Origin of the sequence: Streptomyces sp. NPDC007896 (assembly GCF_042959425.1) — a bacterium.
GTDB lineage: Bacteria > Actinomycetota > Actinomycetes > Streptomycetales > Streptomycetaceae > Streptomyces.
On the sequence record NZ_JBIBKX010000012.1, the window covers coordinates 192,489 to 214,489 of the forward strand.

At 72.2% G+C, this 22,001-nt stretch carries 14 protein-coding genes and 2 pseudogenes; 5 read left to right on the plus strand and 11 right to left on the minus strand.

What is annotated here, in order from left to right; genetic code table 11:
- Positions 1–9: 9 nt before the first annotated feature.
- Positions 10–2,619 (plus strand): NACHT domain-containing protein, encoded by a 2,610-nt coding sequence (locus tag ACFZDJ_RS34150; protein WP_391064661.1) that lies wholly within the window; start codon positions 10–12, stop codon positions 2,617–2,619.
- Between the two features lie 4 nt (positions 2,620–2,623).
- On the opposite strand, the gene ACFZDJ_RS34155 is transcribed toward ACFZDJ_RS34150, so the two are convergent.
- The 6 genes from ACFZDJ_RS34155 to ACFZDJ_RS34180 form a co-directional block, all read right to left on the minus strand.
- Complete coding sequence (locus tag ACFZDJ_RS34155) at positions 2,624–4,864, minus strand: hypothetical protein (protein ID WP_391064664.1); 2,241 nt, start codon at positions 4,862–4,864, stop codon at positions 2,624–2,626.
- 3 nt (positions 4,865–4,867) lie between these two features.
- Positions 4,868–6,304 (minus strand): hypothetical protein, encoded by a 1,437-nt coding sequence (locus tag ACFZDJ_RS34160; protein ID WP_391064667.1) that lies wholly within the window; start codon positions 6,302–6,304, stop codon positions 4,868–4,870.
- A gap of 5 nt (positions 6,305–6,309) precedes the next feature.
- Complete coding sequence (locus ACFZDJ_RS34165) at positions 6,310–7,401, minus strand: ATP-binding protein (RefSeq protein ID WP_248297075.1); 1,092 nt, start codon at positions 7,399–7,401, stop codon at positions 6,310–6,312.
- Positions 7,402–7,412: 11 nt separating this feature from the next.
- Positions 7,413–10,040 (minus strand): hypothetical protein, encoded by a 2,628-nt coding sequence (locus ACFZDJ_RS34170; RefSeq protein ID WP_391064669.1) that lies wholly within the window; start codon positions 10,038–10,040, stop codon positions 7,413–7,415.
- Between the two features lie 27 nt (positions 10,041–10,067).
- Positions 10,068–11,642 (minus strand): Hsp70 family protein, encoded by a 1,575-nt coding sequence (locus tag ACFZDJ_RS34175; RefSeq protein WP_385375292.1) that lies wholly within the window; start codon positions 11,640–11,642, stop codon positions 10,068–10,070.
- 108 nt (positions 11,643–11,750) lie between these two features.
- Complete coding sequence (locus ACFZDJ_RS34180) at positions 11,751–12,245, minus strand: nucleotide exchange factor GrpE (protein WP_248297076.1); 495 nt, start codon at positions 12,243–12,245, stop codon at positions 11,751–11,753.
- Between the two features lie 397 nt (positions 12,246–12,642).
- Between ACFZDJ_RS34180 and ACFZDJ_RS34185 the strand changes: the two genes are divergently transcribed.
- The gene (locus ACFZDJ_RS34185) at positions 12,643–13,077 is read left to right on the plus strand and encodes a hypothetical protein (protein WP_391064953.1); all 435 of its coding nucleotides are present in this window, start codon (positions 12,643–12,645) and stop codon (positions 13,075–13,077) included.
- A 54-nt stretch (positions 13,078–13,131) separates the two neighbouring features.
- On the opposite strand, the pseudogene ACFZDJ_RS34190 reads toward ACFZDJ_RS34185, so the two are convergent.
- Both ACFZDJ_RS34190 and ACFZDJ_RS34195 read right to left on the minus strand, forming a co-directional pair.
- Positions 13,132–13,323, minus strand: a pseudogene (locus ACFZDJ_RS34190) (IS21 family transposase); the annotation flags it as partial.
- Between the two features lie 22 nt (positions 13,324–13,345).
- Positions 13,346–14,503, minus strand: a complete 1,158-nt coding sequence (locus ACFZDJ_RS34195) for a CorA family divalent cation transporter (RefSeq protein WP_390934427.1) — start codon at positions 14,501–14,503, stop codon at positions 13,346–13,348.
- A 166-nt stretch (positions 14,504–14,669) separates the two neighbouring features.
- Between ACFZDJ_RS34195 and ACFZDJ_RS34200 the strand changes: the two genes are divergently transcribed.
- Entirely contained in the window at positions 14,670–15,926 is a 1,257-nt protein-coding gene (locus ACFZDJ_RS34200) for a DNA glycosylase AlkZ-like family protein (protein WP_391064672.1), read from the plus strand.
- 18 nt (positions 15,927–15,944) lie between these two features.
- Here the strand turns inward: ACFZDJ_RS34200 and ACFZDJ_RS34205 are convergent, their stop codons facing one another.
- Positions 15,945–16,592, minus strand: a complete 648-nt coding sequence (locus tag ACFZDJ_RS34205; RefSeq protein ID WP_391064676.1) for a LysE family transporter — start codon at positions 16,590–16,592, stop codon at positions 15,945–15,947.
- Between the two features lie 52 nt (positions 16,593–16,644).
- Here ACFZDJ_RS34205 and ACFZDJ_RS34210 point away from each other — a divergent pair, with 52 nt between their 5' ends.
- Both ACFZDJ_RS34210 and dmpI read left to right on the plus strand, forming a co-directional pair.
- Positions 16,645–17,511, plus strand: coding sequence for a LysR substrate-binding domain-containing protein (locus tag ACFZDJ_RS34210; RefSeq protein ID WP_391064679.1), 867 nt, complete (start codon positions 16,645–16,647; stop codon positions 17,509–17,511).
- Positions 17,512–17,612: 101 nt separating this feature from the next.
- Positions 17,613–17,798: pseudogene (dmpI, locus tag ACFZDJ_RS34215) on the plus strand (4-oxalocrotonate tautomerase DmpI); the annotation flags it as partial.
- Positions 17,799–17,968: 170 nt separating this feature from the next.
- Here the strand turns inward: dmpI and ACFZDJ_RS34220 are convergent.
- Complete coding sequence (locus ACFZDJ_RS34220) at positions 17,969–18,760, minus strand: trypsin-like serine protease (RefSeq protein ID WP_391064682.1); 792 nt, start codon at positions 18,758–18,760, stop codon at positions 17,969–17,971.
- A 313-nt stretch (positions 18,761–19,073) separates the two neighbouring features.
- On the minus strand, positions 19,074–21,896 hold the full coding sequence (locus tag ACFZDJ_RS34225; protein WP_390934422.1) for an AAA family ATPase: 2,823 nt from the start codon (positions 21,894–21,896) through the stop codon (positions 19,074–19,076).
- Positions 21,897–22,001: the final 105 nt, after the last annotated feature.

Sequence of the window (22,001 nt, forward strand, 5' to 3'; positions counted from 1 at the left end):
CGGACGTACATGGCGAGGCAGGCGGATTCCGGCGGCGGGCCGCACATCACCAACACCGCGGTCGACTGCACAGCCGACTACCTGATCCAGATCGGGATCCTCAAAGGTGATCTCAATGTGACCCTGCGCGTGGAGCCACCGCCGCCCGATGACGATGCTCCGCTGGCCACGGCCGAGCGGCGGCTCGCGCGCAGTCTCCTGCATCGGTGGCGGGCCGAGGCCGACGCCTGGGACATGACCGATCCCGAACCGCTGCCCGTGCGTTGGACGCCCAGCCGGCGAGTCGCGTCCGCCGGGGAGTACATGCCCGCGGGCTCCGGGACCGACACCATCGCCGGGGCCTTCCTCATGCTCCGGCCGCGACGGCGCCTGGTCGTCCTGGGCTCCGCCGGGTCCGGCAAGACCGTGCTCTCCGTCCTGCTCACCCTCGAACTCCTCGCCCGCCGGCTCACCCAGGGCGAGGACGACGTGCCGATCCCGCTCGTGCTGTCCCTGGAGTCCTGGGACACTCGGCGGCAGTCGCTCACCGAGTGGCTGGTGGACCGGCTGCGCCAGGACCACCCGGGTCTGCCGCCCGTGGACGGCGTGCACCCGGCCCGCCGACTCGTCGACGATCGGCGGGTGCTGCCCGTCCTCGACGGCCTCGACGAACTGCCCCCGCACCGCCGCGCCGAGGTACTCGACGCGCTCAACGCCGGCCTCGGAAGCGAGGCGGACGCGGTACTGGTCTCCCGCACGGCCGAGTACGGGCACCTCGACCAGGAGGGCAAGGGCCTGCGGCACGCGACGGTGATCGAGTCGCTGCCGCTGCGCCCCGCCGACGTGGCGAACTACCTCCGCAGGGCCCAGCCTCCGGCCCGCACCGCGGCCTGGTCACGCCTGCTGGAGACCCTCCAGAAAGAACCCTCCGCGCCGGTCTCCTGGGCCCTGACCAGTCCGCTGATGGTGTGGCTGGTACGCCGGTCCTATGAGCAACATCCAGCGGATCCACGGGAGTTGGTGGACCGGAAGCGGTTCCCGACCAGGGCTGCCGTCGAGGCGCACCTCCTCGACCGGATCGTGCCCGCCGCGTTTCCGCCACGCCCCCCGGACCCGGGTCGGCTGCACCCGCCCCGCGCCTGGGACGCCGAACGGGCCGATGCCTGGCTTGCGTACCTGGCACTGCTGCTGAGCCGTCGCGAGGAGTCCGAACTGGCCTGGTGGCGGCTGTACGCGGCGCCATTGCCCCGGCTGCTCGCCCTTCCCGCGCTGCTCGCGACCGGCATCTTGCTCTCCCTCGTCATCAAGGCAGGCATGTCCGGCTATGCGGAGAGCGCCCCGCTGGGCGACCTGAGCGTGACGACGGCCGTGACCGGTGGGATCATCTTCGCCGCCATCGCGCGCTCGGTGACCGCCTCCTGGTTCGGCCAGCGGCTCACCGAGCCGCGACGTAGCGCGAACCCGCTGCTGTTCATCCACGCGCTGCGCTCCCTCGACCGGCATGCACGGGTGGGCCCGCTGGTCCGCCTCGCGACTCTCGCGGGCGGTCCCGCCCTGATCGTCCTCCTCCTCTCCTTGTACGTCTTCGTGACGCCGAACCCCGTCCTGGTCTGGTTCTCCGTCGGGGGCGTACTGCCCGTCCTGCTGATGATCGTGTACGCGGCTCCCGCCGACACCGTGGACGCCGCCACCCCCGACGAACTGCTGCGCGGCGAGCGGAGTGCGCTTGTCACGACGCTGACGATGGTGGCCCCGCTCATCGGAGCCGGTGTGGGTGCGTTCTTCGGGCTCAGCGGCGGAAGCTGGGGCTGGGGTGCGGCCGTCGGCGCCTGGGCGGGCGCCTCCGCGACGCTGGTGCTGCTCAGTCCGTGGAGCCGCTGGATTCTCGCCAAATGCTCCCTCGCGGCGACGGGCCGGGTCCCGTGGTCTCTGATGGCGTTCCTCAAGGACGCACGCGCCGCGGGCCTGCTGCAACTGTCAGGCGGCACCTACCGCTTCCGCAACCACCGGATTCAGGAGCGTCTGGCGGAGCGATACGCCCAGGAACGGGGAACGGCTTCGCCCAGCTCCGAGCCGCCCCCCGTCCCCGCTCTCGCGGACTCTCGTGACTTCACGGTGGAACACACCGCGGACCACTACCGCCTCCGCGGCAGGTCGCGGAGGCTGTCGCTGGCCCACTGGGCCGTTCTGGGCCCGCTCATGGCCGTCTTCGTCGTTCGGTTCAGCGTGACCGGACAGTGGCAGGACCCGGCCTCATGGCTGGTGCTGGTCTTCTGGCCCTTCATCGGCACCGTGATCACCGTGACCGGGTTCCTCATGCCGCGGCGGCGGCTGGAGCTGGAACTGACCCGAGACGGCGTCACCTCCGTGATCGGGCGCAGGCAACGCTCTTACGAGTGGCGGCACGTCGAGAGGATCACCGTGCGCCGCGCGGTGATCCGGGGCCGGGACGCGCCCTTCTACGCACTGCAGGTCCGGCTTCTCGCCGGCGCCCGGCGCCCGCCGCGCCGCTCCCGCCTGGGCGAGGGCTGGTACTTCGTCCTGCCACTCGGCTCCTCCTCGAGTGTGGATCCCCAACTCGCCGCGGCTCTGGCTGACTTCGCCGGGGTACGTTGGACATCGCCGTCCGTTGACCGCTGAGCCCTCAGCAGAGCGGCTCGGTGTCCACGGAGGCCGTGAGGAGAGCCAGGCAGCGTGCCGTCACGGTGTGGTCGTCCTCGGTGATGCCGACGGCGTAGGCGATGGGGGCACGGCCCGTGGCCCCCTGGGGAGCCGTGATCCGCCAGCGCGCCTCGTACGTGTCGTGCGCCCCCAGTATCCGGGGCGGCCGTCCGACGAGGGTGGCGTTCCAGCCCGCGGGCAGCAGGGGCGGCCGTACGGTGATGGCGAGGTCACGTGCCGTGGCGTTCTCCACGGCGAGCCGTCCGCCGTCCGCCGGGTGCAGGCGCAGAGCGTCGGAGCTGGTCCAGCGGATGTCGAACTCGCGCAGGCGAAGCTGCTGTTCCTCGTCGTCCTTGGCGACCAGGGAGAGGCCCAAACCGATACGGACGGAGTCGACGGGCTCCGGGACGGGGATGTCGTAACCGTACGTCTTCGTGAGGTAGGGCCCCTGCTTCTGCTCGCGACCGTGTTCGGAGCGGAAGTCGACCGTGCGGGCGCCGACCTGGCCCTCCACGTCGACTCCCAGCGAGAACGACGACTTCACGCTGTCCGGGTCGAAGACCACCGACACCTCGCTCAGCGGCAGCGGCATCCCGAAGTCCGCCCTCAGCCAGTTGTCCTTCTGCGGCGATCCCTTGACCGACCAGTAGCCCGCGTGGCCCGACAGGGCGGCGGACGGTTGGTGTCCCGGCGCCGAGTAACTGGCGCTGAGCTTCGGCCAGTCCTGGGTGGCGGCTGCGGCGAGGTCGACCTGGCGGACCGAACCGGTCAGCGGATGCCGCCACTTGTCGTACCTGCCGGGCAGGCCGAAGAAGGCGGCCGGCGGCAGCACACCCGCCTGCAGGAGAGCCAGGGCGAGCGGTACGACCAGGTACCCGGCGAAGTGGGGCAGCAGGAAGGCGCGGCGGGCGACGCGATGTCGGGGGAGGCGGAACGGGGTGCTCTCGGGGCGGCGTACGAGCGGAGGCGCCATGCTCTCCCCGGAACCGGCGGTACCGGCCATACCGGCGAGCCACCGCGACGTCTCCCCGAGCGCTGCGGCCGGGACACAGCGCACCGTGATGCCCGTGGCATCGAGCGCGCGCAGCAGGTGGCCTCCGCCGTCCGCGTCCAGTCGCGCGCGCACGGCGGTGTCGTTGTCGTCGCCGCGTACGGGGGTGTAAAGCAGCGCGAGACGGCGCGGACGGCGGCGCGCGGGCAGGGCGTCGATGACGTGCAGGACCCGGGTGACGGCGTGCACGGCGTCACTGCGGGCGGCAGGGTCGTCCACCACCAGCAGCAGTCCGTGGGCCCGGCGCAGGACGTCCAGCGCGGCCACCGACTCCTGACTGCCGTACGCGTCGCCTGGCGGGTCGTAGCACAGGACAGGAGCCCCGTCCGTGCGCACGAGCGGCGGCTCGGCCCCGGACGTGGCGCCCAGTTCGGCCAGCACCTGCCGGTGCACTCCGGCGCGCTGCGCGCCCGAGTCCCCGACGAGAACGACCACCCGCGCCCGTTCGTATCCTGCCGGCAGCGCCTTCCCGCAGTGCGGACAGCACGCGTCCAGGCGGCGCACGCCGAAGACGGCGGGCAGGCGAGTGCCGCAGTGGCAGCGGTGGTGGAGGGCGCCGTACCGGTTGGGCACCAGCTGCCGGTGTCCGGCTCGGCATGTCGGGCACAGCCTGACCGGGCGGCCGATGATGCGCCCGCAGCCCATGTACGGGCACGGCGCCGACCCGCGGCGCAGCGCGCGCCCCGTCCGCCCGACCGCCGCGCACACCGCCCACCACAGGGTCCACAGTGCCCGGCACAGCGCCCACGCCAGCAGCGCGAACAGCAGTGGAAGGATGCTCAGCGCAGTCGCGGCCAACACGACGGCGACGGTTGTGAGCAGGAAAGCCGGGCGCAGGAAGAGCATCAGGAAGCCCTCCCCGCCGGTCCCGCGGAACCAGTCTTCCACCCGGCCGACCGTGAATCGCTCGGCGTCGCCCATCAGCCGTTCGTACTGCTCAAGTCCGTCCCACCAGGTCACGCGCAGGTCGCTCGGCGCGGTGACGCAGAGGTAGCCGGGGATGGCCGGTTCGCCGTGCGGGTCGGGTGGCGTGTGTGCTGCCCGGCCGAAAGTCCCCCAGACGGTGCGCAGTTGGGTCCACATCAGCAGGGGCAGGGTGACGAAGACGCCGTAGCAGATGGTCAGCACGACCAGCAGGATGATCGTCAGGAACAGTATGACGAGGTCTGCCACGGTTCACTCCCTCTCTCGGGCCGGCCCGCGCCGCCACAGCAGCCGTGGTGCCCGCACCGGCTCCGGCTCCTCGGCGCGTACCAGGTCGCGCAGGGCTTCGTAGGTCTCCGTCTCCTCCCACAGCCCCTGCCGGTACAGCCGCAGGATCCGCAGTGCGGCCGGCCGAGGCTCCCCGGGTGCCCGGCGCAGCACGTGCAGTGCGGTCCCGGGGGTGTCGGCGAGCATTTCCGGTGCTTCGTCCGCGAGGGAGGCGAGGGAGGCGCACGCCTGCGCGTCCAGAGCGCCGGTCCGCAGTTCCGCGGAGGCTTCGAGGGCGGCGAGCAGCCCGGCGAGGACGGCCGGCCGGTACGCCTCGGGCAGCTCGGCGAGCGCGGCCCGTACGTCGCCGAGGGGTGCGGTCTCCTCGGCGAGATGGCGCGCGGCAGCGTCCCTCAGGCGCTCGGGAGCCAGGCCCGCAGCCTCCGGCCGGACCTCCGCAAGGGCATGTACCAAGCCCACGAGCCCGGAGCTCTCCCCGCCCAAAGCCCCCGCCTCGCCGTCCGGCGCGAGCAGCGCGCACCCGGTCCGCAGCCGCCGTACGCCTGCCTCGGCGCCGTCCGCGGGGCCCGCGTCCCACAGCTCTGCGACCGCGTCCACGACGTCGAGACGCTCGCTCCCCAACGCGCCGGCGAGGAACCGGGCTGTCGGGCTCGGCTCCGGGCAGCCGTCCCCGGCCAGTTCGTCGAGGTGGAACACAGGCCCCTGTGCCCGCTCCGCGGTCTCAGGCAGGGTTCCGCTCAGATGGCGGTGGTCGTCCTCCGGCCGCGCGGTGTACGTCGTGAACGTCAGCCGGGCGGCCAGGCCGGTGGGCAGGGCGTACGAGACGGCGGCGATCCAGTCGACGACACGCTCCGGGTCCCCGGAGATCAGGGTGGCACCGCGGCCCTCGTCGGCCAGCGCTTGCAGGACCGCGGTGAGCAGCCGCTCCAGGAGGCGGATGCCGGGGTCGCCGGCACCGGCCAGCAGGCGGCCCACGCGGTCGGGTCCGACGGCGCTGCCGGGGACGAGCTGGGTGAGGTCCGGCAGGTCGTGGCCGTCGTCGGGCGCCGGCGTCGAGGCCCAGTGAGCTGCGTCCCACAGCTCGACGGGGCGCAGACCGGCCAGTTCGTCGGGGGTGACGTACAAGGCGTGGCAGAAGTGGTTGCCCCAGCGGCCGGTGTAGTCCTGGCCGGTGAAGCGGGTGCGGGTCAGCACGGCCATGTCGTCGTCCGGTCGGTCGTAGGCGAAGGCCACGGGGAGATGGCGGTGTCGGTCTGCGCCAGGGGGAGGCGTGTACCCCGTCAGCGGGCGCAGGACGTCGAGTGCAGGGCGAGCCGTTGGGGAGACGGCGGTGAAGCGGAAGCCGCCGTGGCGTGCAGCGTCCGAGGGCGGGGCGGACGTGTAGTGCGCCTGTCCTGCCATGTGCGTCACCTCTGTCCCCGGTCGAGGGCGCCGAAGCGGTGCAGCAGCCACATCAGGGGGTCCTCCACTCGATGCGGGCGTACGACGCCGCCGAGTCCGAGGCTGCCGCCGTGCCGGGGCGCGGTACCGAGGGTGGACAGCGCGAACAGCTGGTAGTCGGTGCAGAACTGGTGCAGCCGCGCGTCGAGTTGGTGTTCCTGCCAGCGCCGCAGCAGGGCCTGCAGTTCGGCGTGGACGGCGGCTCGGTCGTCGGCGTCGAAGACGGGTCCGGGGCGGCGGGTGCGGTGCAGCGGGGAGTTGTCCGGCAGATGCGGCCACAGGAGATCGGCCTTGGTGAGGACGACCGCGACCGGCACGGTCACCTTGCTGCCTTCGCTCAGGTGGCCCAGCACCCGGGCGAGCACTTCGCCCGACCGGCCGGGCACCCCGTCGTCGTCCTTCAGTGGTGCGCCGGGCAGGTCCCGCGGGTCGACGAGGACGACGACGGCGTCGGCCGCGGCGAGGTAGCGCAGTTGGGTCTCCATGCGGTCGCGCGAGGTGAAGTGCTCGCCTGCGGTGTCGAGGAAGACCAGGGTCACCACCTGCTCGCGGGCTCGTCCGAAACGGGCCCGCCGGGTGCGGCTGAGGCGGTGCACGAGAGGGCGGCCGACGTCGTGCTCGGCGGTCTTGGGGACAGTGTGCTGCTCCTCGTACAGGTGCCGTTCGTAGCGTTCGTGGTAGTCGGCCATGGTGTTGTCGTCGCAGGGCAGCAACGCGGCGTCGAGTTCGGCGCCGAGGCGGTGCAGCAGTTCGTGCACGAGGACCCCGATGTAGGTGCTCTTGCCGGAGCTGACCGGTCCGGCGAGCGCCACCAGCCTTCCGGGGGTGCGGAGATAGCCCTCCGGCAGCCGACCCGCGCAGGCGGTGCAGCGCAGCCGAGTGGTGGTGCGCCCGCAGGCGCCGCACACGGCCGAACCGGCCAGGGGGTCGCGGGACGCGAGGCCCTGGCCGTCGGCGCAGGCGGCGGCGCCGCTCACGCAGACGTACGCGATCTGCGCGCGGGAAATGCTCCGGAAGCAGTGCGGGCACACCCAGGTGCGGCGCCACGGCAGTCTCACGTCCACTCCCCCTAGGTGACCTTGAGTGTGTGCTGCGGCGGATCGCGCAGCACGAGTGCCTCGCCGACGGCGAAGCAGCGCAGCCGGCCGCTCGGGCCGCGGGCCAGGCGCGCCGACAGCTTCACGTCCTGCTCCGGGCCGAGCGTCACGTCGGCGGCTTCGGCGAGGACGTCCCCGTCGGAGGGCTCCAGCGGCCAGACCGGGCCGCGCGAGCGCACCAGCAGCAGCCGCTCGGCTCGTACGGTGGAGCGCGCCGTGAAGACGGCGGTGACCGTGCGGCGTCCGGGCAGGCCGTGCCGCTCCAGCCGGTAGTCGACCTCGGCGCGCGGTGGCAGTACCGCTGTGCTCGGCGGGCCGTATGCGGGCACCCCGCCGAGCAGGGCGATCGGCCGCACCTCAACTTCCACCCCGGCGCCGTCCGCGACCGGCAGCCGTACGCCCGCCTCGTGCCGGTAGGTGGCGCGGCTGACGGCGCGCCGCTGCTCGCCCGCCTCGCCGGGGATCCGCCAGATGACCTCGACCTCGTCGCCGCTGTCGGGCGGCCAGTCGAAGACGACGGCCACGCCCGTGCCGCCGTGCCGGGTGAGCGAGGGCGTGCCGAGCGCCTGCGCGGCGGCCACAGCGTGTGCTCCTATGACGGCACGTTCCCCGGCGACCGTGACCGAGAGCACCATGGTGGGCCGGCCCGGCGGCGCGAACCGCAGCCCTTCCGGGGCGGGTTGCGCCACGATCGGACGCCCGGGGAGCTCCGCCGTGCGCAGCAGGGTGCCGGCCGGCCACGGGGGCACGTCGTCGAAGCCGTACAGGCGCACCTCTCCGCCGGGTGGCGGGTCGAAGCGTGCCATGAGGTGGTCGTCCACGAAGCGGATGTCCAGGTCGGTGACTGGCTCGGGCGGCGCGAGCGGCGTGGCGGTGCGCCGGACACCCTCCGTGCGCACGGGCAGTCCGTCGTCGGTGCGGTAGACGACGCGGATGCGGTAGTGGTACGTCGTGCCGTTGGCGAGCCCATCGTCCGTGAAGCCGTCGCGGCGGGCGGCGACCCGCGCTTCCTCGCCGTCCGCCGCGGTGCGGACGACCTCGACGGACTGGGCGTGGTCCGGGCAGGTCCAGCAGGCGGTGATCTGCCCCTCCCCGGGGCGCAGTTGGGCGCCGGTGACCTCGGGCCAGTGCACGACGGGTCCGCGCACCACGAGCGGCGAGGGCGCGCTGCCCGGTTCGGCGGCCCGGGACACGGCGACCGCGTAGTACAGCGGGACGCAGACCGGGGGCGAAGCGTCCAGGTGCGAGGTGGCTCGCGGCGACGCCAGCGTCAGTTTCGTGCCGTCGGCCGCGCTGTGCGGCGGGCGCCGCTCGGTGCGCAGCAGTACGTACTCTGGTTCGCCCGCCGTGGACGGTGAGGGCCGCCAGCTGACGGTGACACCCGCGCTGTCCGGGGTCGCGGTGAGGCCGGACACCGGGTGAACCGCGAGGCGACGGCGCACGGCGTCGGTTCCCTGCAGATCGCGGACTGCCGCTTCTGCCTGTTCCAGCAGGTCCCAGGCCCGGTCCGCCTCGGCCGGCGGCAGCCGGCGCGCACGGTCCACCAGGCCGCGCGCCTCGGCGAGTTTCCCGCGCACATGCTCGACCAGTGCGCGCGCGTCCGCGGCGAGCGAGCCCGGAGGCACGCGGTCCGCCACGGCCGCCGCCTCGGCGAGCCGCCCGGCCGCGGCCAGGCGGCTCAGCCGCTCCGACACGGGATCCCCGGCCGCCTCGTGCAGCACCGCGAAGACCAGCCGCGGCGCGTCGTCCTCGGCGACGGACAGTTCCTCCACCGCGTACGCGAGGAGCGTGGCCGGGGTCGCGCGGGCGGCATGTCGCTTTCGCAGCGGAATCGCCAGTTCATGGAGCAGGATCCCGGCGAGTCCCTCCGGGCCCTGCTCGGCCAGCACGCTCCGTACGGCGGCTGCCACGGCCTGGGCCGCGGTATGTGCGGCGCCGTGGGGCAACCGGCCCCAGCGCCGCGTCGCATCCTCGATGACCGGTCGGTCGGCCGGGGACGTGTCGAAGACCCGTACGGGCTGCTCGGCCCGCCCGCCGGGCGTGCCCGTCGCAAGGAAGTCGCCGAGGTGCCGCAGCCCCAGCACCTCCAGATGGCCGGGGCAGCGCGCGTACGCGGGGTGCGGTACCGACCACGACAGCGGGTCGGGCTCGGCGATGCGCAGCCCCAGGGCAGGCAGCAGGTCCCGTACCTGGTCCTCGTGGACCCGGTGGGCGGCGGCAATGTCCTCGACCGTGCTCTCGGCGAGCATGCCGAGCCCGCCTGCAGCCTCCTCCAGGGCCGCGCGCAGCCGGGTCCGGTCGGATTCGGCGCGTAGGCCGTGCGCCTCGAGGGCCGCCCGCAGTCGTCCCAGGTCCCCGGCGGCGGCAGCGTCCAGCAGCGGCTGGTGGATGAGGTGCCCGGCCTCCAACTGCTCGATGACCGCGCGGTACTTGAGCCGGGCCCGGCTGCGGCGCCAGCAGGCGCGGACCGCAGTGACCGCCTCGGCGACCGCGGTTGGGTCGAGGTGCTGCGGCAACTGGTAGCGCGTGCGCAGGTCCTCGGTCACGGGCAACCCGGCGTCAAGCACCTCGCGCCGGTAGCGCAACTCGTCGAAGGCCACGGCCCTGTTCCCCCGCTCTGCCCTCGGTCAGCCGATCCGCTGGCGGCTCATCGCGACCCGCGCCTCGTCGACCGCCTCCTGGGACAGCCCTCCGATCTGGAGGGAGATCTCGATCTGCTCGCTGGTCTCCTGCTCGGTGGCGACGACGGTGAGGAGCCCGGACGTGTCGAGTGTGAAGACACACTGGAAGGGCCAGCGGGCGGGTTTGTTCGGCGGGATCTTCAATGTGCCTTGCGCGACAGTGGTGTTGTGCTCCACCTCTTCCGACTCCACCGCGCCCGACTGTTCCATCACCTGGATCCGGACCTGCCGCTGGCCGTCGCGGAGGGTGTGGAAGTCGTCGGTCACCGATGCCGGCAGAACGTCGTTGGCGTGCACGAGGTGGGTGACGTACTCCCGGCCGGTGTCGATATCCGTGACCTTGATGCCGTAACCGCGCGAGGCGACGGTGGAGATTTCGTAGGGGCGGTGGGTCAGGCCGGTCTCCGGCACGTCCAGTGCCTGCCCCGCGGGGAGTTCACCGCTGGAGACGATGTACGCGGCCCGGTCGAGGGCGTAGAGCGCGGCGCCGCGGGCCACCGCGAGGTCCGGGTTGTGCAGTCTGGGCTCGAAGCCGAACTGGGTGCGCAGGGCGGCGGCGACGGCGGGCATCTTGGTGGCGCCGCCGACGAGCAGCACATCGTCGAAGGCCGGTACACCTCGCTCGGCGGCCAGTTCGACGGTGCGGCGGGTGATGTCGACGGTGCGGTCGACCAGGTCGCGGGTCAGCTCCTCGATCAGCCCCCGGGTCAGCTCCACCGGTTCGACCCTGCCCTCGTGCATGACGCGGACGGTGTAGCGCTCACGAAAGGACAGCGCCTTCTTCGCCTCCTCGGCGTCCTTGCGCAACTGCGTCTCGGACTGGGGGTCGGACAGCGGGTCGTCGACGTCCGGGAACCTCTCGCGGAAACGCTCCACCAAGTGCATGACGACGCGGTCGTCGAAGTCGCTGCCGCCCAGCTCCTTCGCGCCGTCCGTGCACAGCACGGTCAGCTCGCGCCCACGCAGGGTGAGCACGGTGGTGTCGAAGGTGCCGCCACCCAGGTCGTACACGAGGATGGCCCGGTCTCCGCGCTCCTCGTCACCCTCCAGGGCCCCGTAGTCGAGCGCGGCCGCGATGGGCTCGGCGACCACGTCGAGCACGTGCAGTCCGGCGATCTCGCCGGCCTTGCGGGTGGCGTCCCGCTCGGCGAGCCCGAAATAGGCGGGCACACTGATCACCACGTCGCGCGGCTCGCCACCGCCGGCGGCCTTCGCGTCCTCGACGAGTTTGCGCAGGATGCGAGCGGAGATCTCCTCGGGTGTGTAGGTGCGGCCGTGGAACTCGCGTGGCACCACATCGCCCATGTCCCGCTTGATGAGTTGCACGACGTGCTCGGGATCGAGGACGGTGGCGTCCTTGGCGCTCTGCCCCACGACGGCGCTGTCGGCGCTTTCGAAGTAGACGACGGACGGTGTGGTGTCCGCCCCTTCGAGGTTGCGCAACACGGTCGGTCTGCCGACGTCGTCGATCCGCGCTACGCAGGAGTAGGTGGTCCCCAGATCGATGCCGTATACGGCCATACGGTCTCCCGCCACCGGGACGGCCACGCGTTACGCCCGTCCCGTCTGTTGTCTCGCCAGTTGTCCTTGCAAGTCCTGCTTGTTGAGCCCCACCGTAGAAGGAGACGCTCACGGGGCTTCCGGTTCCCACCGGGAAACCACGACGTCGGCCTTGCGCACCACCCGCTCCCCCTGAACGAATCCGGCCGCCACGACGCGTGCCACCGTCCGGTCCACCTCAGGCCCTTCGGCGGCGGCGCGGCCCACCGGGCGCTGCAACGCCATGTCGAATGCCTCGCCGGGCCGGGGGACGTACCGCTCGACGCCGGTCCTGGCCACGGTGTCCGCCGCTTCGTCGGCCAGCGCGGTCAGCAGGGCCCGGAGTTCGTCGACGCCGAGCGGGCCGCTGACGTGTTCGGCCTGACGCAGGATCTGGTCGTGGAGCCGAATCAAGGAGTGGCGCACGAGATCGAGCGCCACCTGCACCTCGCCTCGGCGCAACCGCTCGACCTCGTCGTGCAGCCTGGTGACGATCTCCTCACGGCGTTCGGCGAGCTGTTGCTGACGAGTGAGTGCTGCGGTGAACTCGCTTGCAAGCGCACATGGTTCGGCACGTTCCGACACATCGATCACAGTAGACCAAAGAGGCACGACGCGTCAGCGGAGCGTAGTGCGATCCTCTGCCGACGAAGGTCGATGCGAGGAGGGCGCCGAGCAACTTCTTTGCGCACATCGCCCGTGCCGGTCCGCATACCCGCCAGTGCCTCGGCCAACTCCCTAGCATGCTCAGCGCTGTCGGCCGCCTCGACCAGGGCCGTCAAAGGGCCCTCGTCGCGGGGCTCTCCTTCCGACGGCCGTCGTCCGACCAGGTTCGCCGGACGTTCAGATCTGCTCCCCCACCGCTGCCGAACACATGTCGCGGGTGAGCCGTTTGCCCGTCGAATTCCTATGTGGCAGCTTACTGTGTTCGTGAAAACGGTGGCCGGTTGTTCGCCGCCGCCGGGGATGGCAGGGGGTCGGGATGCTGGATTGGGTGGCCGCGCTCGCGCAGGCGGGTGGTACGACGCTGGTAACGGCGATGGCGAGCGATGCGTGGCAGGGCGTACGGGATGCGTTCGGGCGGCTGTTGGGTCGGGGCGACGCGGATCGTGAGAACCGAGCGCTCGCGCGCCTGGATGCGGCTGCGGCGACGGTCGCGCAGACTTCGGGGCAGGACGGTGACGCCGTGCTCGGCCAGGTCGCGGGGCAGTGGCAGACCCGACTGCAGGACTTCTTGGAGGAGTATCCCGAGGCCCGTGCGCAGCTTGAAGCGCTGATCGAGGAAGCCGGGAGCCAGGTGCCCGAGGAGCATGCCGTACACGTGACCCAGACGATCTCCCGCAGCACGGTCAAGGGAAACGCCGTCCAAGTCGGCATTGTGCGCGGCGACTTCACCATCGGCCGCGAGCCCTCCTGACAACCGCCCGTCGTGACAGTGCCGGACAGTGGGAACAACGGCGAGCGGTCCGCCCTGCAGCACCGGCAACGACCGTTGCCACCCGATCCGCTCGGCGAGCACCGTCGCGGGCATCCGCGGGTACTCCGCCAGCGACTCACCGATCGCCGGCTCCACCGCGTCCACGATCGAGCCCTTCGGCACCCGCCGGTACTCCGGCGGGTCATCGCTGGCCACGGCCCGCCGCACGGTGTTCCGGGCGATCCCCGGATGGCGCGGCAAGAGGGGCTCAGAGCCAGTCCCGCCGCTTGAAAATCAGGTACAGACTCACGCAAACCACCCCCATCAGGCCGATCGCAAAGGGGTATCCGAAGCTCCATCCCAGCTCCGGCATGTTCGCAAAGTTCATGCCGTAAATAGTTCCAACCAGCGTGGGAGCAAACAGGATCGCCGCCCACGACGAGATCTTCTTGATCTCCTCGTTCTGTTCGAAGCCCGCCTCCGCCAGTGCGCGCATCTCGGCGTTCTGCTGCTGGGTGACGAGGGTGGCGTTGACGGTGAGGATGTCGGTGAGGGCCTGGCGGAAGCCGTCGACGCGTTCGCTGGTGTGGGTGACGTGGTCGGCGACGTCGCGGAGGTAGCGCTGGAGTTCCTCTTCGGTGCCGTACTTGGCGAAACCCGCCATCAGGCCGTGCAGCATGCCGACCAAGGGGCGGGTGGCGCGCTGGAACTCGACCATTTCGCGGGAGAGTTCGTAGATGCGGCGGGACACCTCGGGGTCGCCGCGGAAGACCTCGGTCTCGATCTCGTCGATGTCGTTCTGGACGCCGGAGACAACGGGGACGTAGCCGTCGACCACGGAGTCGAGGATCGCGTAGAGGACGGCCTCGGGGCCGAGTTTCAGCAGCTCCGGGGAGTCCTCCATACGGCGGCGCACCGCCGACAGGTCCGGCGCCGCGCCGTGCCGGACGGTGATCACGAAGTCGGGGCCCACGAAGACGTGCAGCTCGCCGAAGTAGACCTCCTCGGCCGCGTCCAGATAGCGGGCCGCGCTCAGGACGACGAAGAGCGTCTCGCCGTAGCGCTCCAGCTTCGGACGCTGGTGTGCCTCCATCGCGTCCTCGACGGCGAGCGGATGCAGGTCGAACTCGGCCGCCAGGGAGAGGAGTTCGGCCTCCGTGGGGCGGGCCAGGCCGATCCATGCCATGCCGGACGGCTGTTCGCGCAGCTCTCGGAAGGTGTCGGCGAGGGAGGTGGGGGTCGAGACCCGTACGCCGTCGCGGTACAGGGCCGCCTGTACGACGCTGTCGGTGGCGGGTTCCGGCTCCGGCGGGTCGGCGCGCGGTGCCGGGGGTGTCGCGCCGGTCGCGGCCGGTGGGTTCAGGGCGCGTCGCCAGACGGGCTTTCTGCCGTTCTTGGCAGCCGGACGGGGGCGTCGCTCGGACATTGCGGCTGCCTCCCATGTCGCAGGTACGTCGCTGTGATCACGAAGAAGGATATACGGGTCAAATGTCGCGGGCGGTGGTGGGCGTACTGTCCGGGCGGGCGCTCCGGTGGAGGGCTCCACCGATTGCGGACAGAAGGTGTCCGCAAGTCCCGTTAGCGTGCACAGCATGACGACGAAGACGAGCGGCGTGGACGGGAACCAGAACACGAACCAGAACACGAACCAGAACGCGAACCAGAACGGGAACCAGAACGGGAACCAGAACGCGAACGGGAACGGTGGCGGCACGTCGGTCGGTGGCGGGAACAGGGCACGCGGCGTCGGCGGCCACCCCGCACCCGTGCTCGACCCCCGCGCCCTCAACCGCGCGACCCTCGCCCGCCAGCTCCTCCTGCGCCGGTCCGCCGGTCGTGGCTCCACGGACGCCGTCCGGCACCTCGTGGGTCTTCAGGCGCAGAACGTGAAGCCGCCGTACTACGCCCTCGCCGCCCGGCTGGAAGGGTTCCGGCCCGAGGAGCTGTCGACGGCCATGGAGGACCGTGCCGTCGTCCGCATCGTGACCCTGCGCTCCACCATCCACACCCACACCGCCGACGACGCCCTCACCCTGCGACCGCTCGTGCAGGGGGCCCGCGACCGGGAGCTGAACAACTTCCGCAAGGGGCTCGCCGGTGTCGACCTGGACCGGCTCGCCGTGATCGCTCGGGAGCTGGTGGAGGCCGAGCCGCGCACGATGAAACAGCTGCGTGAGGAACTGCTCGTCCACTGGCCGGACGCCGACCCGTTCGCGCTCTCGGTAGCCGCCCGCTGCCGGCTGCCGCTCGTCCAGGTCACCCCGCGCGGACTGTGGGGCCGCAGCGGCCAGGTCGCGCTGACCACCGCCGAACACTGGCTGGGCCGTCCCACCGAGCCGTCCCCGGGCCCCGACGCGGCCGTCCTGCGCTACCTCGCCGCGTTCGGGCCCGCCTCCGTCAAGGACATGCAGACCTGGGCGGGGCTGACCAGGCTGCGCGAGGCCTTCGAACGCCTCCGCCCGCGACTGCTCACCTTCCGTGACGAGAACGGCGTCGAACTCTTCGACCTGCCCGACGCGCCCCGCCCCGACTCCGACACCCCGGCCCCGCCCCGTTTCCTGCCCGAGTTCGACAACCTGCTCCTCTCGCACGTCGACCGCTCCCGGGTGGTGCCCGCCGGTCTCAAAGGGCGTACCTGGGCGGGCAACCAGGCGTACTGCACGCTGCTCGTCGACGGATTCCTGGGGGGTCTGTGGCGACAGGAGGGGGACGTGCTCACCATCGAACCCTTCGGCCGGCTCACGAAGGTCCAGCGGCAGGAGGTGGTGGCGGAGGCCGAGGGGTTGCTCCGGACGCTGTCCGGCGCGTCGGCGTCGTACGACATCCGCTTCGGGACCGTGGCCGCGTAAGACACGTAACCGCAGGACTCAGTCCGCGCGGCCCGTGACCGCCACCGTCACGCCGAGCCCGATCAGAGTGCAGCCGCCCGCGCCCCCGATCAGCGACAGCCGACGGTCCGAGCCGGCGAACCAGGAGCGGGCCGCGGACGCCGTCAGTCCCCACAGGGTGTCGGTGACCAGCCCGATGGAGATCGGGATCAGACCGAGCACCAGCATCTGTAGGGGCACCCGCCCCGCCGAGTGGTCCACGAACTGCGGCAGCACGGCCGCGAAGAAGACCAGACCCTTGGGGTTGGTGAGGCCGACGAGGGCGCCGTCCAGGACGGTCCGCAGATCGCCGCGCGCCGCGGCCACGTGCTCCTGACGCAACGCCGAGGCCTTCATCTCCTTGCGGTGCCGGAACGCCCGCACCCCCAGCAGGACCAGATACGCGGCACCCGCCAGCTTCACCACCAGGAAGACGGTCAGCGAGCGCTCCACCAGTGAGCCGATCCCGAAGGCGACCGCGGCCACCAGCAGATACGAGCCGACGACATTGCCCAGCGCCGTCATCACCGCCGTGCGCCGGCCGTGCGCGAGCGCCCGTCCGATCACGAACAGCACACTCGGCCCGGGAATCACGATCACCAGCAGCGACATCGCCGCGAAGGCCAGGAACCGGTCCGTGGACACCATGCCCATCACCCCCAACGGCCGCCATTCAAACAGGGGCCCTACAGTCCCGGACATGGAACTGCGGCAACTCGTCTACTTCGTCACGGTCGCCGAGGAACTGCACTTCGGGCGGGCGGCGGAGCACCTGCACATCGTGCAGTCGGCCGTCAGCCAGCAGATACGGCGGCTGGAGCGGGAGCTAGGGGCCGAGCTGTTCGACCGTTCACCGCGGCACGTACGGCTGACGGGGGCGGGGGAGCGGCTGCTGCCCGAGGCGCGGGCGGTGCTCGCCGCCGTGGACCGGGCCCGCGCGGCGGTCGCCGCGGCCGAGGTGCTGCGCCTGGGCACCAGTACCGGACTCGGCGCTCACCTGGACCGGGTGCTCGCGGGCATCGCCGAGCAAAAGCCCGCGGTCCAGGTCGAGCTGGTCTCGCTGCCCGCGCAGGAGCGGCTCGCGCGGGTCCTGGACGGTCGCCTCGACGCCGCGTTCGTACGAGGCGCGGAGCCCCTGCCGGGCGTACGCGTGCTGCCGCTGTGGCCCGATCCGCTGGTGGCCGCGCTGCCCGCCGGGCACCCCTTGGCCGCCCGCGACGGGATCGACCTCGCCGAACTGGCCCCACTCCCGCTGAGCATCACCGCGCGCCGGACCAACCCCACCCTGGTCGACCTGGTCGTCAGGGCCTGTCACGACGCCGGCTTCGAACCACTGCCAGGACCGGTGAGCGGCTCCCTGCAGGACACCCTCGCCAGCATCGGTACCCGGCCGCTGTGGACGGTCGTCTACGCCTCGCACGCCAGCGTCCTGCACAGCCCACGGGTCGCCTTCGTTCCCTTCCGGGCGCCGGGACTCGCGCTCACCACGGGACTCGCCGTGCACGGCACGACGCCGACGCCTCACCTGGACGCCCTGCTCGCGGCCTGCGGCGATCACGAGAACTGATCGCTGCGGTCGCGGTCCGCTTCTTGGTCGACGAGCCCCCGCGCGATGAACTGAACCCGTAGCCGGAAGGCGGCCGCAGCCGCCCCAGAAGAAGGAGTTCAGCCATGCCCATCGTCACCATTCAGCAGGGTCCGCGCGACGTCGAGCTCAAGCGGGACCTCGTCAAGCGCGTCACCGACGCCTTCGTCGACGCGTACAAGATCCCCGCCGAGAGCGTGCACGTCTGGATCCACGAGGTGCCGGCGGACAGTTGGGGCAGCGCGGGGAAGCTGACCGCCGACAAGTAGAGGGGAAGAGCGGGGAAGAGCGGGGAAGAGTGGGGGAGGAATGGATAGGGGGCGTTGCGGGCCGCTCGTGGAGGCTCGCAACGCCCCCTGGCTTTCACCTGAGGGGTGCTCAGGAGTCTGGGGAGCTGGTCGGCCGCAGTGACTGACGAACAGTCACCGGCGACTGGTGGCTACGAGTTGATCTGCGTCTTCACCAGGCTCGAGAAGGTCGTCAGGCGGGTGTAGACGCCCGGGTAGCCGGCCTCGGCGCAGCCGTTGCCCCAGGAGGTGATGCCCGCGAGGACGCCGCCGATGAGCAGCGGGCCGCCGCTGTCTCCCTGGCAGGTGTCGGTACCGCCGTTGGTGTAGCCGGCGCAGACCATGTCGCTGGCCACGAAGTCGGAGCCGTAGGAACCGGCGCAGCTGGAGTTGGACACGATCGGGACGGTCGCGGTGCGCAGCTGGTTGGAGGAGCTGCCGCTCTCCGAGGTGGTGCCCCAGCCGATGATGCGGGCGGTGGCGCCGGCGGCGTACACACCGGTGTCCGTGGAGGCGACGTACGACGCCGGGGTGTACGACATCGACGTCGACAGGGTCAGTACGGCCACGTCGTCGCCGTTGGTGGCGTCGGTGTAGTCGGGGTTGATCCAGATCTTGCTGACCTTGCTGACCGTGCCGTTCGTGCCGTTGAGGTACGTTCTGCCGCCGACGACGCGGACGCTGCTCGTGGTCTCGCCGACCATGCAGTGGGCGGCGGTGACGACCTTGTTGGCGGCGACCAGGGTGCCGCCGCAGAACTGGTTCTGCGAGGCGTCCGTGATCTGCATCATGAACGGGTACGCGGTGGTGGTCGTCGTCGTGCCGCCGACGATCGGCTGGGGGGCGGCGACGGCGCCGGGTGCGCACAGGAGAGCGGTCGCGGCGGCGGCAGCGGTCGCCGTACAGAGAGCGGCGGTCTTCTTGGCGCGGTTGAGCCCGAACATGGATCTCCTCAGAAGTTGCCGGTGGGGGGACGCGCGGGTGTGGGGGGTGAGGCACGGCGCCTGTGGGCTGACGCCGTGTGCCCGAGCGAGCGGCACGACGCTCACGCTAGAAGGCGGAACGTTCCGCATCCAAGAGGGGAACCCCCTAGGCGAGTTGCGGGAGGGAAAACCCTTGCTTGAGAGACGCGGGGTTTAGGCACCGTTCTGTCGACTGCGGGTGGGTGGGGGTTGCTCGCGCAGTTCCCCGCGCCCCTTCAGGCGCGCAGCCCCCAAGGAGGGCTGGGCCCTGTCGGGCGGCGGGGGCGAGGAGGATTCACCCGCTCCGGCGCTCCGCAGCCAGCCGAACGATGTCCACCCGCGACCGGATCCCCAGCTTCCGGTACACCCGCGTCAGCGTCGCCTCGACGGTCTTCACGCTGATGAACAGCCGCGCGGCTATCTCCCGATTGGTGGCACCCTCCATGACCAGCGCCGCGACCTGACGCTCCGTCGCGGCGAGGCTGTCGAGCGCGGCGGGAGCGAGCGGCGTCGTGGCCGAGACCACCGCCGGCCCGGACGCACTCGCGGACTCCACCTGCCGCAGCCACGGCAGCGCCCGGCAGCGACGGAACAGCCGCGTCGCCTCGTCGTACGAGGTCGGCCCCGGCCGGTGGGTGCGCAGCCCGGCGAGAGCGTACGCCGCCCGGGCCTCCTCCAGGCCATAGCCCAGCTTGCCCAGCCGGTCCTGAGCGGCCGTCAGCTGACGTACCGCGGGCCCCTGTTCACCGCGTGAGGCCCGCACCAACGCCTCCGCCCGGTCGAGCACGGCGAGCACGCTCTCCCGCCCGAGCCGCAGCGCCCGCGCCCGCGTGGCGTCGATGACGTCCTGCGCCTCGACCGGCTCACCGATCCGCACCAGCGCCTCGGCGAGGTCGCCGTGCCAGCGCCCCCGAGCCGGGTCCGTGACCCCGAGCCGCTCCTCCAGCTCCCGTACCCGCCGCAGGGACTGCACCACCGCGAGCGAGTCCCCGGCCACCAGCTGGGCGTGCCCGAGGGCGCCCAGGGCGCGCGAGAGGTACACCAGGTCGCCGTCCTCCTCGGCGCGGTCCACGGCCTCCCGGGCCAGCGCCAGCGCCCGGTCGACGTCGCCGCCCGCGGCCTCGGCGAGCGAGGTGAACATGGCGGTGGCCGCCTCGCCGATCCCCGTGTCGCGGGCCAGCCGCAGGCTCTCCCGGGCCAGGTCGAGCGCCCGCCCGCAGTGCCCGGAGCGCAGCTCGGTCTCGGCGAGCCCGCGCAGGAAGTGCACCTCGCTCTCGACCATCCCGCGCCGCCGCACCTCGCGCAGCAGGGCGGTGATCGTGGTGCGGGCCTCGGCGAGCTGGTCGCCCATGATCAGCCAGCGGAAGCGGGCGGCGCCGGCGCCGTTGTGGTCGCACGCCACCCGGGGGTCCTGCGGTTCGCGCATCGCCCGCTGGATGGTGGCGGGTGCGCCCGGGTGGCCCATCAGGGTCTCCATCTGGGCCTGGAAGCCGAGCGCGAGGAGTTCGGTGGGCCGGTCCCCGGCGCGGGCGGCGAGCTGGGCGGCGATCGCCGCCTCCTCACGGCCCTTGGCCATCTCGCCCTCCAGCAGCAGGGCACGCCAGGCGAGTTGGTAGCGCACGAGCGCGAGCAGCCGGGGGTCCTCGCCCGCGTCGGCGAGGGCCTGCGGGAAGACCGCGTCGACCTCGGCCATGGCCTGTCCCGCCGCGTCGATGACGACCATCCAGGCGCGGACGCGCTCCGCCGGCGCGGTGACCCGGCGGAGCGCGTCGCGGGCGATGTCCCGCGCGAGGTCCGACTCCCCGGCGGTCAGCGCGTCCTCGGCGGCCTGCAACCGCCGCTCGTCCGGGCCGGGAACGGTCTCCGGGGGAGTGTGCCGGGCCGCGAGCAGCCCCAGCCCGGCCGCGACCGAGGGCGCGCCCCGGTCCCTGGCCACGGCCGCCGCCTCCCCGAGCCGGGCGGCGACCTGCGGATCGGTACCGGTGGTGGCCAGGGCGAGGTGCCGGGCCCGTTCGATGAGGTCGGAGGCGGCCGTGGAGAGCGCGGCATGGGCGGCGCGGCGTTCCTGGGCGCTCGCCTCCGCGTACAGGGCGGCCGAGATCATCGGATGCGCGAACCGGATGCCCGGTGTCTCGCGCTCGGTCGCCAACAGCCCGAGCGAGGCGGCGTGCGCGGTCTCGGCCTCGGCGTTCTCGCGCCCGGCGGCGTGCAGCAGCGCCAGCGTGGGGCGGGCGCCCGCGCTCGCGACGAGCAGGGTGTGGCGGGCCTCGGCGGAGAGCATCTCCAGACGGCTGAGGACGAGCGCGCGCAACGAGGTCGGCACGGGCAGCGGTTCGCCGGGGTTCGGCCGGGCAGGATTCTCGGCGAGCGCGCGGCCGAGTTCCAGCGCGAAGAGCGGGTTGCCGCCGCTGGTGCGGTGGATGTCGCGGACGGTCGTGCGGGGCAGCCCGGTGTAGCCGCGGTGGCCGAGGAGTTCGGCGACCTGCGCCCGGGAGAGCGGGTTGAGCCGCACGGCGAGGGTGTCCGGCGGGGACGCGCGTAGATGGCGGTCGTGCTGTTGGTCCCGTGGCTCGGTGTCGGTGCGCACCGCGGACAGCATCCGTACGGGCATCTCGCCGAGCCTGCGGGCGGCGAAGCCGAGCAGTTCGGCGCTGGCCGGATCCAGCCACTGGAGGTCGTCGGCGACGATCAGGACCGGACCCTGGGCGGCCAGCGCGCGGAACACGGAGAGGACCGCGAGGCGCAGGGCGAGGCCGTCCCGTTGCAGGGTCGATTCTCCGCGGCCGGTGAGGGCCGATTCGAGGGCGGTGCGCTGCGGGGCGGGCAGCCGGTCGGAGACCTCGTCCACCACCAGGCCGAGGAGGTCGGCCAGGGCGAGGAAGGGCAGATGGGATTCGGACTCGGTCGCCGAGCAGCGCAACACGGTGTGTGCCGATTCGGCGCATTCCGCGGCCAGCGCACGCAGGACGGTGGACTTTCCTATTCCCGCGGGGCCGTGCACCAGCACGCTGCCTCCGTCGGAGAGCTGCTCGCGTGCCCCCGCGAAGAGCTCCTCCCGGCCGATGACCAGGTCGGGGCGGGGTCTCGCAGGCTCCTTGAAGTCCCCTCGCACGGTCACCGCTCCCCTCGCATGTCGTGTCCGAGCCAATATTAGGCAACGACGCTTTGAATTTCGGAGTCTCGGGGTGGTGAGGGAAATAACAGGAGTGTCGGCATAGCGTAT